This window comes from Sphingomonas eleionomae, assembly GCF_049889035.1.
GTDB lineage: Bacteria > Pseudomonadota > Alphaproteobacteria > Sphingomonadales > Sphingomonadaceae > Sphingomonas.
In genome coordinates this window covers 462,964-475,672 of record NZ_JBLTWP010000003.1, presented here as the reverse complement: position 1 = coordinate 475,672, position 12,709 = coordinate 462,964, and the positions used below count along the sequence as shown (strand labels likewise).

Annotated in this window: 20 protein-coding genes; 18 read left to right on the top strand and 2 right to left on the bottom strand. The window is 65.8% G+C overall.

Going from position 1 to position 12,709, the window contains the following annotated elements:
• A complete protein-coding gene (thrB, locus tag ACNI3Q_RS10525) occupies positions 1–957 on the top strand; it encodes a homoserine kinase (protein WP_426276429.1) in 957 nt (318 codons plus the stop codon).
• Complete coding sequence (gene rnhA / locus ACNI3Q_RS10520) at positions 954–1,421, top strand: ribonuclease HI (protein ID WP_426276427.1); 468 nt, start codon at positions 954–956, stop codon at positions 1,419–1,421. The genes thrB and rnhA overlap by 4 nt, the downstream gene beginning before the upstream one ends.
• A 27-nt stretch (positions 1,422–1,448) precedes the next feature.
• Here the strand turns inward: rnhA and ACNI3Q_RS10515 are convergent, their stop codons facing one another.
• Both ACNI3Q_RS10515 and pspF read right to left on the bottom strand, forming a co-directional pair.
• Positions 1,449–1,748, bottom strand: coding sequence for a GIY-YIG nuclease family protein (locus ACNI3Q_RS10515; RefSeq protein ID WP_426276693.1), 300 nt, complete (start codon positions 1,746–1,748; stop codon positions 1,449–1,451).
• A 118-nt stretch (positions 1,749–1,866) separates the two neighbouring features.
• Positions 1,867–2,919 (bottom strand): phage shock protein operon transcriptional activator, encoded by a 1,053-nt coding sequence (pspF, locus tag ACNI3Q_RS10510; protein ID WP_426276425.1) that lies wholly within the window; start codon positions 2,917–2,919, stop codon positions 1,867–1,869.
• A gap of 180 nt (positions 2,920–3,099) precedes the next feature.
• On the opposite strand from pspF, the gene ACNI3Q_RS10505 reads away from it, so the two are divergent.
• The 16 genes from ACNI3Q_RS10505 (at position 3,100) to ACNI3Q_RS10430 (ending at position 12,689) form a co-directional block, all read left to right on the top strand.
• Entirely contained in the window at positions 3,100–3,282 is a 183-nt protein-coding gene (locus tag ACNI3Q_RS10505) for a hypothetical protein (protein WP_426276424.1), read from the top strand.
• Positions 3,283–3,394: 112 nt separating this feature from the next.
• Entirely contained in the window at positions 3,395–4,063 is a 669-nt protein-coding gene (gene pspA, locus ACNI3Q_RS10500) for a phage shock protein PspA (protein WP_426276422.1), read from the top strand.
• Between the two features lie 4 nt (positions 4,064–4,067).
• On the top strand, positions 4,068–4,340 hold the full coding sequence (gene pspB / locus ACNI3Q_RS10495; protein WP_260022217.1) for an envelope stress response membrane protein PspB: 273 nt from the start codon (positions 4,068–4,070) through the stop codon (positions 4,338–4,340).
• A gap of 1 nt (position 4,341) precedes the next feature.
• On the top strand, positions 4,342–4,719 hold the full coding sequence (pspC, locus tag ACNI3Q_RS10490; RefSeq protein ID WP_260022216.1) for an envelope stress response membrane protein PspC: 378 nt from the start codon (positions 4,342–4,344) through the stop codon (positions 4,717–4,719).
• 30 nt (positions 4,720–4,749) lie between these two features.
• On the top strand, positions 4,750–5,061 hold the full coding sequence (locus tag ACNI3Q_RS10485; RefSeq protein ID WP_426276419.1) for a hypothetical protein: 312 nt from the start codon (positions 4,750–4,752) through the stop codon (positions 5,059–5,061).
• 23 nt (positions 5,062–5,084) lie between these two features.
• Positions 5,085–5,414: a hypothetical protein gene (locus ACNI3Q_RS10480; RefSeq protein ID WP_426276417.1), complete on the top strand. Its 330-nt coding sequence runs from the start codon at positions 5,085–5,087 to the stop codon at positions 5,412–5,414.
• 13 nt (positions 5,415–5,427) lie between these two features.
• Positions 5,428–5,703: a hypothetical protein gene (locus tag ACNI3Q_RS10475; protein WP_260022213.1), complete on the top strand. Its 276-nt coding sequence runs from the start codon at positions 5,428–5,430 to the stop codon at positions 5,701–5,703.
• Positions 5,704–5,742: 39 nt separating this feature from the next.
• Positions 5,743–5,880: a hypothetical protein gene (locus ACNI3Q_RS10470; protein WP_260022212.1), complete on the top strand. Its 138-nt coding sequence runs from the start codon at positions 5,743–5,745 to the stop codon at positions 5,878–5,880.
• Positions 5,881–5,911: 31 nt separating this feature from the next.
• On the top strand, positions 5,912–6,160 hold the full coding sequence (locus ACNI3Q_RS10465) for a hypothetical protein (protein ID WP_426276415.1): 249 nt from the start codon (positions 5,912–5,914) through the stop codon (positions 6,158–6,160).
• An 11-nt stretch (positions 6,161–6,171) separates the two neighbouring features.
• A complete protein-coding gene (locus ACNI3Q_RS10460; RefSeq protein ID WP_426276413.1) occupies positions 6,172–6,426 on the top strand; it encodes a hypothetical protein in 255 nt (84 codons plus the stop codon).
• A gap of 211 nt (positions 6,427–6,637) precedes the next feature.
• A complete protein-coding gene (locus ACNI3Q_RS10455) occupies positions 6,638–7,054 on the top strand; it encodes a SufE family protein (RefSeq protein WP_426276411.1) in 417 nt (138 codons plus the stop codon).
• Positions 7,055–7,162: 108 nt separating this feature from the next.
• On the top strand, positions 7,163–7,438 hold the full coding sequence (locus ACNI3Q_RS10450; RefSeq protein WP_426276409.1) for a hypothetical protein: 276 nt from the start codon (positions 7,163–7,165) through the stop codon (positions 7,436–7,438).
• A gap of 75 nt (positions 7,439–7,513) precedes the next feature.
• Positions 7,514–8,740, top strand: coding sequence for a tyrosine--tRNA ligase (gene tyrS / locus ACNI3Q_RS10445; protein ID WP_426276407.1), 1,227 nt, complete (start codon positions 7,514–7,516; stop codon positions 8,738–8,740).
• A gap of 114 nt (positions 8,741–8,854) precedes the next feature.
• On the top strand, positions 8,855–9,172 hold the full coding sequence (locus ACNI3Q_RS10440) for a PilZ domain-containing protein (protein ID WP_426276405.1): 318 nt from the start codon (positions 8,855–8,857) through the stop codon (positions 9,170–9,172).
• 122 nt (positions 9,173–9,294) lie between these two features.
• Positions 9,295–9,996 (top strand): DUF6250 domain-containing protein, encoded by a 702-nt coding sequence (locus ACNI3Q_RS10435; protein WP_426276403.1) that lies wholly within the window; start codon positions 9,295–9,297, stop codon positions 9,994–9,996.
• The gene (locus ACNI3Q_RS10430; RefSeq protein ID WP_426276401.1) at positions 9,993–12,689 is read left to right on the top strand and encodes an exo-rhamnogalacturonan lyase family protein; all 2,697 of its coding nucleotides are present in this window, start codon (positions 9,993–9,995) and stop codon (positions 12,687–12,689) included. The genes ACNI3Q_RS10435 and ACNI3Q_RS10430 overlap by 4 nt, the downstream gene beginning before the upstream one ends.
• Positions 12,690–12,709 lie beyond the last annotated feature (20 nt).

Below are 12,709 nucleotides of genomic sequence, written 5' to 3'. Positions count from 1 at the left end.
TTGGCAGTTTATACTCACGTGTCCGCCGAGGCGCTGGCGGCATTTCTGACGCGATTCGACGCGGGCGAACTGGTGTCGGCAAAGGGGATTGCGGAGGGCGTCGAAAACTCGAACTTCCTGGTCGAAACAACGACTTCGCGGTACATCCTCACGCTGTATGAAAAGCGGGTGGCGGCGGGCGACCTGCCCTATTTCATGGCGTTGCTCGATCATCTGGCGGCAAAGGGCCTGCCCGTACCGCCAGCGATCAAGGACCGTCAGGGCCGGGAAATCCATGAGCTGGAAGGGCGGCCCGCCTGCCTGATCCGCTTCCTGCCCGGCGTGTCGGTCAGCCATCCGACCGAGGAACAGGCGCTGGCGGCGGGCGTGGCGATGGGCCGGATGCACGGCGCGCTCGCCGATTTCCGTGTCGACCGGCCCAATACCATGGGTGCCGATACCTGGCGCGCGCAATATGAGCGGTGCGGCCGCGATCTCGACCGGATCGAACCCGGCCTGTTCGACCGGGTCGGCGAGGCGCTGGATCAGGTATTGGACCGCTGGCCGACCGACCTGCCGACCAGCGCCATTCACGCCGACCTGTTCCCTGACAATGTGCTGATGCTGGGCGACCGCGTTACCGGCCTGATCGACTTCTATTTCGCCTGCACGGACATCCGCGCCTATGATCTGGCTGTCATGCACGGGGCGTGGTCGTTCGATGCCAGCGGCCGGGACTTTTCCGCGCCCATCGGCCGCGCGCTGATCGCGGGCTATGCCGACAGCTTCGGCCTGACCGACGCGGAACGTGCGGCCCTGCCCGTGCTGGCGGAGGGCGCGGCGCTGCGCTTCCTGCTCAGCCGCGCCTGGGATTGGCTGAACACGCCGGCCGACGCGATGGTGACGCGCAAGGATCCGCTCGCCTATCTGCGGCGCTACGACTTTTACCGCGGCATGGGCGCGGACCTGTTCGCATGACCGAACTCTCGCTGGTCGAAATCGCGACGGACGGCGCGTGCAAGGGCAATCCGGGTCCGGGCGGCTGGGGCGTCCTGCTGCGCATGGGCAAGAACGAGCGGGAACTGTCCGGCGGCGAGCCGATGACGACCAACAACCGCATGGAACTGATGGCGGCGATCCAGGGTCTTTCGGCATTGAAGCGGCCCTGCCGGGTCAAGCTGTCCACCGACAGCCGCTATGTCATGGACGGCCTGACCAAGTGGATCCATGGCTGGCGCAAGAACGGCTGGAAGACCGCCGACCGGAAACCGGTAAAGAATGCGGACCTGTGGCAGGCGCTGATCGAGGCCGCCGCCCCCCACCGCGTCGAATGGCAATGGGTGAAGGGCCATGCCGGCCACCCCGACAATGAACGCGCCGACAAGCTGGCCAGTGACGCGGCCGTCACCGCCGGCGCTCATCGTTCGTCACCCCGGCCTTGAGCCGGGGTCCAGCTGGTTCTTCGCGGCTCACACCAACGTATCGAACAAGTCGATCCACTCAGGATTGCCGCGCTCGATGAGGTCGAACTTCCATTCGCGTCGCCATCGCTTCAACCGCTTTTCATGGCTGATCAGCGGCCTGATATCGTCCCCGCGCTCGGCCCAGACGAGCCGCCAAAGGCCGTAACGCGCACAAAAATCCGATCCTTCCCCGGAACGATGTTGAGCGACACGCACGACGAGATCAGCGGTCACACCGACATAGATCGTTCCGCGATAGCGATTGGCCATCATATAGACCCAACCACCCTGCCGATGCTCTGCCATACAGTGGACCGACCATAAGCTGGACCCCGGCGCAAGGCCGGGGTGACGTAGGTGGTGGACCTCCACCCGGAAAATCGCCGTCACCCCGGCCTCGCGCCGGGGTCCAGCTCAACCCACCCTATCCCTTTTCACCCAGCAGGTCGTGGCGGCGCAGGGCGTGGCGCAGCTGGTCGTAGCTGAGGCCCAGCGCCTCTGCCGTATGACGCTGATTATACCGGTTTTCCGACAGGGCACGGGTCAACAGCGACCGCTCGTAATTGTTGACCCGCGTCTTGAAATCGGCCGCGCCGTCGAACGGGCTTTCCTCCAGCCGGGTCGATGGCACCGCCACCGGCTCTCCGGCGGGATTGCCCGGCGACGGGGTGGCATCGCGCGCCGCGGGTGCCTGACCGCGCGGGCGATAGGGGGAGGCAAAGGGGTCGAGTTCGATCACGTCCACCGGCCCCGGCTGGTCCCAGCGATAGACCGCGCGCTCCACGCAGTTGCGCAGTTCGCGGACATTGCCCGGCCAGCGATGGGTGGTCAGCAATTCGGTGGCGTGCAGGCCGAATCCCGGCCATTGATCGCGCCCCAGTTCCGCCGCCATGCGCCGCCCGAAATGATCGGCCAGCACCATGATGTCGCCCGGCCGCGCGCGCAGCGGGGGCAGCGTCACCACCTCGAAACTCAACCGGTCGAGCAGGTCGGCCCGGAACGTCCCCTGCTCCACCCGGTCGGGCAGATGTTCGTTGGTCGCCGCCACGATGCGCACATCGACCCGGACCGCGCGGGATGAACCGATCCGGTTGATCTCGCCATATTCGACCGCGCGCAGCAATCGCTCCTGAGCGCCCATCGACAGGGTGCCCAGTTCGTCCAGGAACAGCGTGCCGCCATCCGCTTCCTCGAACCGCCCGGCCCGCGCCTTGGTCGCGCCGGTAAAGGCCCCTGCCTCATGCCCGAACAGTTCGGCCTCGATCAGCGTCTCGGGCAGCGCGGCACAGTTCATGATGACCAGCGGCTGGTCCCAGCGGGGGCTGAGGCGGTGCAGGCGTTCGGCCACCAGCTCCTTGCCGGTGCCGCGTTCGCCGATGACCAGCACGGGGCGGTCCAGCGCGGCGGCGCGGCTGGCGCGTTCCAGCGCGTCCATGAACGGGCCGGACTGACCGATGACCTGGGTTGCGCGCTCCATTCCTTACAATTGGCGCAAATCACCAACTGTTGGCAAGCGGCATTTGCCACCCTGTTTATCTGACGTTCAGCTTTGGCGGAATTGCGCCATTCCCGAAATTGGCACGCCCCGTGCAATGCATCAGGCACCACCCGAAAGCGGTGGAGCAAAAACAGATCAAGGTTCAGGGATAACCCAATAATGAAGAGCATCAACGCCACAACCAACCAGCGCTTTGCCGCGATCCTGCTCGCCTCCTTCGGGACCAGCGCGCTGATGATCGGCACGGTGGCACCGGCCAAGGCAAGCCAGGCCGACCGCACCCCGCATGTGTGGGCACAGGTCGAAACCGCTCAGCCGAATGGCCAGCCGCAGCTGGACTGACGGGTCTTTTTCGCTGCCTTTCCCCAGGGGTGGCGAAGGAACGGCCGGGGCGGACAGCCCCAGACCCCGCCCCGGCCGGTTTTCGAAGTGATTTGACGAAGGAGCATTACCGATGGGTATCTTTTCCCGCACCCGCGATATCATCGCCGCGAACGTCACCGACCTGCTCGACAAGGCGGAGGATCCGGCCAAGATGATCCGCATGATCATCCTCGAAATGGAGGAGACGCTGGTCGAGGTGCGCGCAAGCGCCGCCCGCACCATCGCGGATCAGAAGGAAATCCGCCGCCATATCGCCAAGCTGGAAGGGCTTCAGGCAAGCTGGACCGAAAAGGCCGAGCTGGCGCTGAGCAAGGGCCGCGAGGATCTGGCCAAGGCCGCGCTGACCGAAAAGCAGAAGGCGGCGGACATGGCCGACCAGCTGTCGGCCGAGATCGTGGTGCTGGACGATGCCCTGAAGGCGTCGGAAGCGGACATCACCAAGCTGCAGAACAAGCTGCGCGAAGCCCGTGCCCGCCAGTCGTCGATCGTCACTCGCCTGGAAAGCGCCAACAACCGCGCCCGGATGCGTGAAGTCTATTCGGGCAGCCGCATCACCGAGGCATTCAGCCGCTTCGATGTGCTGGAACGCCGCGTGGACATGGCCGAAGGCCGCGCCGACGCACTGGGCATGGGTCAGCCCGCCAAGACGCTCGAAGAGGAAATCGCCGAGCTGAAGTCGTCCGAAAAGGTCGATGCCGAGCTGGCCGCGCTGAAGGCCCGCCTGAACAAGGAGGGCTGATCCGATGGAGGACATTCTGGTTCCCATCGGCGTCGTCGGGATGCTGTTCATCGGCCTTCCCTGGGTGATCATGCACTATGTCACCAAGTGGAAGCAGGCGGCCACCATCACCGGCGAGGACGAAAAGCTCCTCGACGAGCTTTACCACACCGCCCGGCGGCTGGACGAACGGCTCGAAACGATCGAGCGCATCATCGCCGCCGACAACCCCGACTTCCGCCCCGCTCAGTCGAGCCAGTCGGAAGACCCGTCCTTCGATTACAGCAGGAGGAACTGAAATGTCCGCCAGCCGCACCAAATTCTATACCGACAAGCATAATGGCAAGTGGATGGGCGTCTGTGCCGGGCTTGCCGACTATACCGGCATCGATGTCACGATCATCCGGGTGTCCACGGTCATCCTAACCCTGGCGACAAGCGGATGGGTGCTGATCGGTTACCTGGTCATGGGTTGGGTGGCCCCGAAAAAGCCGCTCGGCCTGTATGAAACCCGTGAGGATGAGAAGTTCTGGCAGGGCGTGCGCAGCAATCCGCGCCGTTCGACCAGCGAGGTCCGTTCAAAGCTGCGCGATATCGACCGCCGCCTGGCTGACATCGAAATCTTCTACACCAGCCGCAACCGTCGCCTGGCCGACGAAATCGACAGCCTGCGCTGATCGACGGCACGAACAGGGAGGAACAGGATCATGAGTTGGAGTGGACCGGGTTTCGTCATCGCCATCATCGCGATTTCGACCATCGGATGGATCATCAACAGCTGGATCAGGGCCAAACACGGCTATCCGGTGGAAAACGAATGGGGCGGCACCACTGCCCGGGGGTATGACGGGCTGGAGGAGGATTATCCGAACGCCGTCCGCAAGATCGCCCTGCTGACCAGCGAGAATGAAAAGCTGAACGGCAAGGTATCGCGGCTGGAGGAACGGATCGCGGTCCTTGAACGGATCGCCACCGACCCGGCCCAGCGGATCGCCCGCGAAATCGACAGCCTGCGCTGAACCGACACACAGGGAGAACCGACATGATCGCCGATCACCTTGCCCCCAACATCACCTGGATCATTGGCGCAGGCCTGATGATCGGCGCCCTTGGCCTGGTTGCCTGGATGTTCACCACCTGGCTTCGCGTCAAGAATGGATACCCGCTCGACGGCGCCTGGGGACAGGCCATCTATCCCCAGCGCAACGACGAGGCGATGGAGCGGATCAAGCTGCTCAGCCAGGAAAACGCCCAGCTTCGCGCCGAACTGGGATCGATCAAGGACCGGCTCGCCAATGTCGAGCGGATCGTCACCGACAGCGCCCACAGCCTCGACCGCGAGATCGAGATGCTGCGCGGCAAGACCAACTAAGGGAGCAATCGCTATGGACCCTGTCTGGATCCCCATTCTCGGCATCACCTTTGGCACCATGATCCCGATCGTCGCGCTGGTGGCCAAGCTGATCGTCCAGCCGATGCTGGAACACCGGCGGCTCCAGATGGAGCTTGAGGCAAAGCTGCTGGCGGAAAAGACCGCCCAGTATGCCGCCGGCACCGAACGGCTGGAACAGCGGGTCCGGGTGCTCGAACGCATCGTCACCGACCGCGGCATGGCGGTGGCCGACGAGATCGAGCGGCTGCGCGACGCACCGCTGAACTGACCTGTACCGACCCATTTCGCATCGAAGGAGAAACAGAACATGATGCTCGTTTTCGCAGGCGTCGTCGCCACCATAACCGCCGGCCTGTGCTGGATCGCGGAACGCCGCGACCGCCCGGTCCGCCGTGCAGAGCGCCTGGCCCGGCTGGCCGACAACCAGCTGCAACCCGCCGAATAACCGATAACCGACCGCAAAGGGAGCAAGCACCATGGGTCCGTTCGAAATGGTCGTTGCCATCGTGATCGTCGTCACGGTCGGCAGCATCGTAAAGGCCCGGATGAGCCAGCCGGCACCCGATCAGCCCCCCGCCGACAGTGCCGATGCCGCCCGGATGCGTGACGAAATCCGCACCCTGCGCGAACGGGTTCAGGTGCTTGAACGCGTCATCACCGACAATCATTCGTCCAGCAGCCTGGATCGCGAGATCGAGCGGCTGCGCGGCGAAGACCGTAACTGAGGGACCGTCCGATGTTCGACCCCAATTCCACCATGATCCTGGCCACCGCCGCCCTGACCGGGCTTGGCATGGTCACCGTCGCATCGCTGGCCGGCTGGAAGGGCTGGCTGGCCCTGAAGCAGCAGGAACTGTCGCTGGGCAGCCGCAGCTATACGCCCCAGGCGGACGATGCCGGCACCGGCAATGCCAGCGCCCGGATCGAGATCGCGGACCTCAAGGAACGCATCCGCAAACTGGAAGCGATTGCCGCCGGCGTCGATCTGTAAGGCCGTCGCGCCCACCCCGCTCATCCCGAGCCTTCCGAAGGATGCTGCCCCAACATCGCTGATCGGCATGCGCCCTTCGACAGGCTCAGGGCGAGCGAAAGGCGGTTTCCGAGCATCCCCCAAGTCCGCTCATGCTGAGCCTGTCGAAGCATCTGCCCCGCCGGTGCCGGCGGGGGTTCCCCCGCCCGGTCCCGCCGCTATATCCGTGGGCATGACCAGCCTTGCCGACCTGTACGCCGAATATGAATTTCTGGACCCCGATGATCGCTACCGGATGCTGATCGACCTGGGTCGTCAGCTTGAACCCATGCCCGACCCCTTGAAAACCGACGCAACGCTCGTGCGCGGCTGTTCGGCCAGCGTGTGGGTCTATGCCGTGCAACGGGACGATGGCACGCTGCATTTCCTGGCCGACAGCAACGCTGCGATTACCAAGGGGATTGTCGCGCTGGTGCTGGCAACCGTGCAGGATCAACCGGCCGCAGCCGTGGCGGCGGCCGATATCGAGGGGGCGCTGGCGCCGTTCGATCTTCGCGCCCAGCTCAGCTCGAACCGGACACAGGGTATTCCGAACATGATCGCCCTGATCCGCGAAACCGCAGGTCGGCTTGTTAACGACACGCACTGACTGCCCCCGGCCCTTGATCCGGGGCGATCGCTTGGTTACGCCTGAGCCAACGGGCGCATTGTCGGCGTCAGTGTTTGTCAGCGTACCTTAAGGCGATTATACCCGTTCATGTCGATTGGGCCGAAATGCACCCGGTGCCACACCCGCACCCCGTTCTTCAGCAGCTTTACCGGGATCGGCAAGCGCTTCATCTGCAAACGCTGCGGGGAACGGCTGACCGTTCCTTCGCCCTATCTGCTGTTCGGCCTTGTCCTGCTGCTCGGCGCGGCCAGCCTTGGGCTGGTGTTTAACGAGCGGTCTGAAATCGCCGCCCTGCTGTTCGGCACGCTGATCGTCGTTCCCGTGATCTTCTATTTCTTCACCCCGATCCGGGTGAACCGCTGAACCACCTGGGCACAGGGCTTCATTCCGAAACCCGCGGATGACACTGGCATCGCGCTTCGCTATGCGCGCGCTGTCATGACCGAATACACATCCGACCTCCTCCGCCTGCTGTCCTCGCGCGGCTATGTTCACCAGATGACCGACGCGGCCGCGCTCGACGCGCTGGCCGTGAAACAGGTGGTGCCGGGCTATATCGGGTTCGATCCGACCGCGCCGTCGCTTCATGTCGGCAGCCTGGTTCAGATCATGCTGCTGCGTCGCCTGCAACAGACGGGGCACAAGCCCATCGTGCTGATGGGCGGCGGCACCGGCAAGATCGGCGATCCCAGTTTCAAGGACGAGGCGCGCAAGCTGATGACCGGGGATGTCATCGCGGCGAACATCGCGTCGATCAAGAGGGTGTTCGAACGCTTCCTGACCTTCGGCGACGGTCCGACCGATGCGGTGATGCTCGACAATGCCGAATGGCTCGACGCGCTGGAATATATCCCCTTCCTGCGCGACATCGGCCAGCATTTCAGCGTCAACCGGATGCTCAGCTTTGATTCGGTCAAGCTGCGCCTGGACCGCGAACAGTCGCTCAGCTTCCTCGAATTCAACTACATGATCCTTCAGGCGTACGACTTTCTGGAACTGTCGCGCCGCATCGGCTGCCGCCTTCAGATGGGCGGATCGGATCAGTGGGGCAACATCATCAACGGGGTCGAGCTGTCGCGCCGCGTCGATGGGACCGAGGTTTACGGCGTCACCACGCCGCTGATCACCACGGCGGACGGCGGCAAGATGGGCAAGACCATGTCGGGCGCCGTATGGCTGAACGAGGATGCGCTGCCCGCCTATGATTACTGGCAGTTCTGGCGGAACACCGACGACCGCGATGTCGGCCGGTTCCTGCGCCTGTTCACCGATCTGCCGCTGGACGAGATCGCCCGGCTGGAGGCGCTTGAGGGCGCAGAAATCAACGAGGCGAAAAAGGTGCTGGCGAACGAGGCGACGGCCATGTGCCGGGGCCGCGATGCCGCGCAGGCAGCGGCCGAAACCGCCCGCCGCACGTTCGAGGAGGGGTCCGCCGGCGGCACCCTGCCCAGCCTGTCCGTCGCGGGCGGCAGCATCGCGATAGTCGATGCGCTGGTTGGCCTGGGATTTGCCGCGTCGAAGGGCGAGGCGCGGCGGCTGATCAAGGGCGGCGGGGCGCGGGTCGAGGGCGAAAAGATTGCGGACGAAGCGGCAATGGTGACCGTTGCCGGCGAGGTGCGGATTTCGGCCGGAAAGAAGCATCACGGCCTGTTGCGGCCGGCCTGAACGCGCTGCTTGTCCCATCGGTGAAAGGATCTGTTAGCCACGTTTATTGCCGATCCCTTCATCCGCCTGTTCCATGGTCGGGATCAGGGCAACCGCCTGTGGGGTCACGGACAAATGAGGGCAGCGAGCAATCTCGCCTATGTCGAAAACCGCGCCGTCGATCGGGACGAGGTGCATTTTCGCGCTCGTGCAACCGGGCCGGGCGGACGTCCGCTGACGCTGCTGATCGTCAACCTGTCCCCGCACGGTCTGATGGCGCGGCTGGATGCCAGCATTCAGCAGGGAGACCTGATCCGCGTTCAGCTTCCCGTTGTCGGCCAGGTGATCGTCGATGTGCGCTGGTCCCTTGGCGGCCGGATCGGCGGGCAGTTCGATCCCGTGCTCGACCGGGCGACCTATTATCAGCTGCTCGCCCATGTGATGCGCGGCTGATCCTGCATTATGGAATTAATCTCCACATAGCGAAATCGGCATTGCGCCGGACAATGCCTTGGCGCTAGCGTTGCACCCCTGATCGACGGCACAGGCCGTTCAGTGCAGGGGAGAGGCGGAGCGTGCAGGATCGGCGGGAAATGCGCTGCTTTCCATCGGCCCGCCTGCCGCGCCGCGTCGTGACATTCGGCCTTCCCCTCGCCACCCTTGCGGCAACGGCCCGTGCTGCCCCGCCGGATCCCACCGACTGGCTGATCGAGGCACAGGATCCTGCCGCGCGCGTCCGGTTTCGCGGCGACATCATTGACATCGAAACCCCGGCTGGCCTGACCCTCTGGCATCGCCAGCGCCTGTCCGGTGCGACCCGCATCCGCTTTGCCGCCCGGCCGGTCACAGATGGCGGCCCGAATGACCGGTTGAGCGATCTCAACGCCTTCTGGATGGCCAGCGATCCGGCCAGCCCGAATGGCGATCCGCGCGGCCGCCGGTCCGGGCAGTTCGAGGGGTATGACAGCCTGCGCACCTATTATGTCGGCATCGGCGGCAACGGGAACACGACCACGCGGATGCGCCGCTATACCGGCCGCCCCGGCGACCGGCCGCTGCTGCCCGAACATGACCGCGCCGACGCCCCGGCGTTGCTCCGGCCGGACCGCTGGACCGATGTGGAGCTGACCGCCGACGCCGGGCGCATCGGCGTCGACCGGGATGGTACGCCGCTGTTCCGCTGGACCGACCCGGTGCCCTATCGCGCCGGCTGGTTCGGATTTCGCACCACCTGGAGCCATTGGCAGCTTCGCGACGTGAGGATTGAAACGGCATGAACCGCAGGCATCTGCTGAAAGGCGCGGCCACCTTGCCCGTGCTGACCACTGGACTGGGCACGGTTGCGGCGGCTGCAACACCCGGCCGTACTTCGTCCGTCGGGCTGCGCTGGATCGACGGCGATCCGGCCACGGCACCGCATGGCGCGACAGTCGGCACGGCCTGGCCGCGCGGCGCGGTCCGCCGGGGCAGCGATTTTGCGGTTACTGCCGGGGGCAAGGGGGTTCCGGCGCAAAGCTGGATTACCGCCACCTGGCCCGATGGCTCGGTGAAATGGGCGGCGCACGCGATCCTGCCCGGCAATGCTGCCGGCCCGTTGTCCGTCGCCCCGGGTCGCCCGGTCCGGCCCGCCCGTCCCCTTACCCTGACCGAAGGGCCGGACCATCTGGCGATCGATACCGGCGCGGCGCAGTGGCGGATTGCGCGCAGCGGCGATGCGATGGTTCAGTCCGCCAGCATCGACGGACGCCCGGTCATCGGCCCCGTCCGGCTGGTGGGCAGCAACCGCACCGGCAGCCCGGATGGTGCCGCCGCGCCCCTGACCGGCATGATCGAGCGCGTGGCGGTGGAACAGCGCGGGCCGGTGCGAGCCGTGATCCGGGTGGAGGGGCGGCATCGCGGCCCGGACGGCCGGGCATGGCTGCCCTTTGTCGTGCGCCTTTACGCCTATGCCGGATCGGCGGCCCTGCGCATCGTGCACAGCTTCATCCATGACGGCGATCCGGCGCGCGATTTCATCGCCTCGCTGGGCATCGAAGCATCGGTGCCGATGCGCGACCCCCTGCACGACCGGCATCTGCGGATCGCAACCGATGGCGCCCCATGGGCAGAGGCGGTGCGCCCGCTGACCGGCCTGCGCCGCGATCCCGGCCGCGCCGCGCGTGAGGCACAGATTGCCGGCCGCGCCGCGCCGCCGCTGGCAGAGCTTTCAGCGGCGGTGCGCGATCGGCTCGACCGGATCCCCGCATGGGGCGATGTCGCGCTGGAACAACCCAATGCCAATGGCTTCACCATCGCCAAACGCACGGTCCCTGGCCATGCCTGGGTCCCGTCGGCACAGGGGCGGCGCGCGCCCGGCCTCGGCTATCTGGGCGGCGCTTCGGGCGGGGCGGCGATCGGCCAGCGATGGTTCTGGCAGCGGCACCCGTCGGCCCTACACATCGCCGATGCCGCAACCGATACGGGGCGGCTGACCGCATGGCTCTGGTCGCCGGCAGCCCCCGCGATGGACCTTCGCTCCTATCGCGGCGTGCTGGGCATGGAGGCGTTCGATGCCCAGAATGAAGGGCTGGACATCACGTACGAGGATTACGAACCCGGCTTCGACACGGCGAGCGGCGCTGCGCGGACCAGCGAGCTGACCCTGTGGGCGCTTGCCGCCACCCCCGATGCCGCCACCTTCGATGCAATGGCCGACACGGTCACCACGCCGCCGCAGTTGATGGCGGAACCGGCCAGCCTTCACGCCGCGGGCGTGTTCGGCGACTGGTCGCTGCCGGACCGCAGCACGCCGCGCCGCGCGATGATCGAGGATCATCTGGACCGGATGCTCGATTTCTATGCCGACGAGGTCGAGCACCGAAGCTGGTACGGATTCTGGGATCATGGCGACGTCATGCACAGCTATGACGACGACCGGCATCAATGGCGGTACGACATTGGCGGCTTTGCCTGGGCGAACAGCGAATTGTCGCCCGATCTGTGGCTCTGGTACGCCGCGATGCGCAGTGCCGATCCCCGCGCCTTCCGCCTGGCAGAGGCGATGACCCGCCATACCGGAGAGGTCGATGTCTATCATCTCGGCCGGTTTGCCGGGCTGGGCACCCGCCACGGCGTCCAGCATTTTTCCGACAGCTCGAAACAGCCGCGTGTCAGCACGGCCGCCTATCGCCGCATCTTCTATTATCTGACCGCGGACGAACGCACTGGCGACTTGATGCGCGCGCTGCTGGGATCGGAGGAGCGGCTTGCCGATGTGGTGATCGAGCGCAAGGTGCCGGGCAACAAGCGGGAAACGCCGCCGCCGGGCACGGTGAACATGTCCTTCGGCACCGTCTGGTGCTCGCTTGCCGCGGCATGGCTGACCGAATGGGAACGGACGGGGAACCGCAAATGGCGTGACCGGCTGATGGCGGGCATGGATTCCATCGGGCGGATGCCGGCGGGCTGGTTTGCGGGCGGCGGCTTCTACCACCTGGAAACCGGCCGGTTCCTGCCGCGGGAGGGGCAATCCATCTCCCACCTCAACGCCGTGTTCGGCGCGGTCGAGGTGAATGCAGAGATCATCGCCCTGATCGACGTGCCGCGATACCGGACGGCGTGGCTAGATTATTGCCGCAACTATAATTTGTCGGGGGAGGCATTCCGTGCGGCGACCGGCCGGGCGCGCTCCGGCTCCGCCAATCTGAAACAGGGTCATTCGCGCCTGACCGCCTATGCCGCACGGGCCGATCGCAACCCCGCGCTGGCCGACCGGGCGGCAGCACAGTTCCTGGGGGCAGAGGCGGGCCTGCCGCTGGCCAATGGCGACCCGCGCGTCACCCTGGCCGGTGGCGGGGCGGAATGGCCGGGCATGTCGACCAATGCCGCTTCGCAATTCGGGCTGACCGCCATCCAGCTGCTGGCACTGGTGCCCGATGCGCTCGACCGGGCCGATCTGCCTGCCCCCCGCCGCCCCCGGCCGCGGCAATGACGGTTCGAAAGGGGCGCTGA

What these genes read in the sequence shown, in the direction of transcription:
- ACNI3Q_RS10455 (WP_426276411.1), top strand. Translation starts at nt 6,638, where the DNA reads ATGACCAGCCTTGCCGACCTGTACGCCGAATATGAATTTCTGGACCCC.
- ACNI3Q_RS10515 (WP_426276693.1), bottom strand. Translation starts at nt 1,748, where the DNA reads ATGGCAGAGCATCGGCAGGGTGGTTGGGTCTATATGATGGCCAATCGC.
- tyrS (WP_426276407.1), top strand. Translation starts at nt 7,514, where the DNA reads ATGACCGAATACACATCCGACCTCCTCCGCCTGCTGTCCTCGCGCGGC.
- pspB (WP_260022217.1), top strand. Translation starts at nt 4,068, where the DNA reads ATGGAGGACATTCTGGTTCCCATCGGCGTCGTCGGGATGCTGTTCATC.
- pspF (WP_426276425.1), bottom strand. Translation starts at nt 2,919, where the DNA reads ATGGAGCGCGCAACCCAGGTCATCGGTCAGTCCGGCCCGTTCATGGAC.
- ACNI3Q_RS10450 (WP_426276409.1), top strand. Translation starts at nt 7,163, where the DNA reads ATGTCGATTGGGCCGAAATGCACCCGGTGCCACACCCGCACCCCGTTC.
- ACNI3Q_RS10470 (WP_260022212.1), top strand. Translation starts at nt 5,743, where the DNA reads ATGATGCTCGTTTTCGCAGGCGTCGTCGCCACCATAACCGCCGGCCTG.
- ACNI3Q_RS10460 (WP_426276413.1), top strand. Translation starts at nt 6,172, where the DNA reads ATGTTCGACCCCAATTCCACCATGATCCTGGCCACCGCCGCCCTGACC.
- rnhA (WP_426276427.1), top strand. Translation starts at nt 954, where the DNA reads ATGACCGAACTCTCGCTGGTCGAAATCGCGACGGACGGCGCGTGCAAG.
- ACNI3Q_RS10475 (WP_260022213.1), top strand. Translation starts at nt 5,428, where the DNA reads ATGGACCCTGTCTGGATCCCCATTCTCGGCATCACCTTTGGCACCATG.
- pspC (WP_260022216.1), top strand. Translation starts at nt 4,342, where the DNA reads ATGTCCGCCAGCCGCACCAAATTCTATACCGACAAGCATAATGGCAAG.
- ACNI3Q_RS10465 (WP_426276415.1), top strand. Translation starts at nt 5,912, where the DNA reads ATGGGTCCGTTCGAAATGGTCGTTGCCATCGTGATCGTCGTCACGGTC.
- ACNI3Q_RS10430 (WP_426276401.1), top strand. Translation starts at nt 9,993, where the DNA reads ATGAACCGCAGGCATCTGCTGAAAGGCGCGGCCACCTTGCCCGTGCTG.
- ACNI3Q_RS10440 (WP_426276405.1), top strand. Translation starts at nt 8,855, where the DNA reads ATGAGGGCAGCGAGCAATCTCGCCTATGTCGAAAACCGCGCCGTCGAT.
- ACNI3Q_RS10505 (WP_426276424.1), top strand. Translation starts at nt 3,100, where the DNA reads ATGAAGAGCATCAACGCCACAACCAACCAGCGCTTTGCCGCGATCCTG.
- pspA (WP_426276422.1), top strand. Translation starts at nt 3,395, where the DNA reads ATGGGTATCTTTTCCCGCACCCGCGATATCATCGCCGCGAACGTCACC.
- ACNI3Q_RS10480 (WP_426276417.1), top strand. Translation starts at nt 5,085, where the DNA reads ATGATCGCCGATCACCTTGCCCCCAACATCACCTGGATCATTGGCGCA.
- ACNI3Q_RS10485 (WP_426276419.1), top strand. Translation starts at nt 4,750, where the DNA reads ATGAGTTGGAGTGGACCGGGTTTCGTCATCGCCATCATCGCGATTTCG.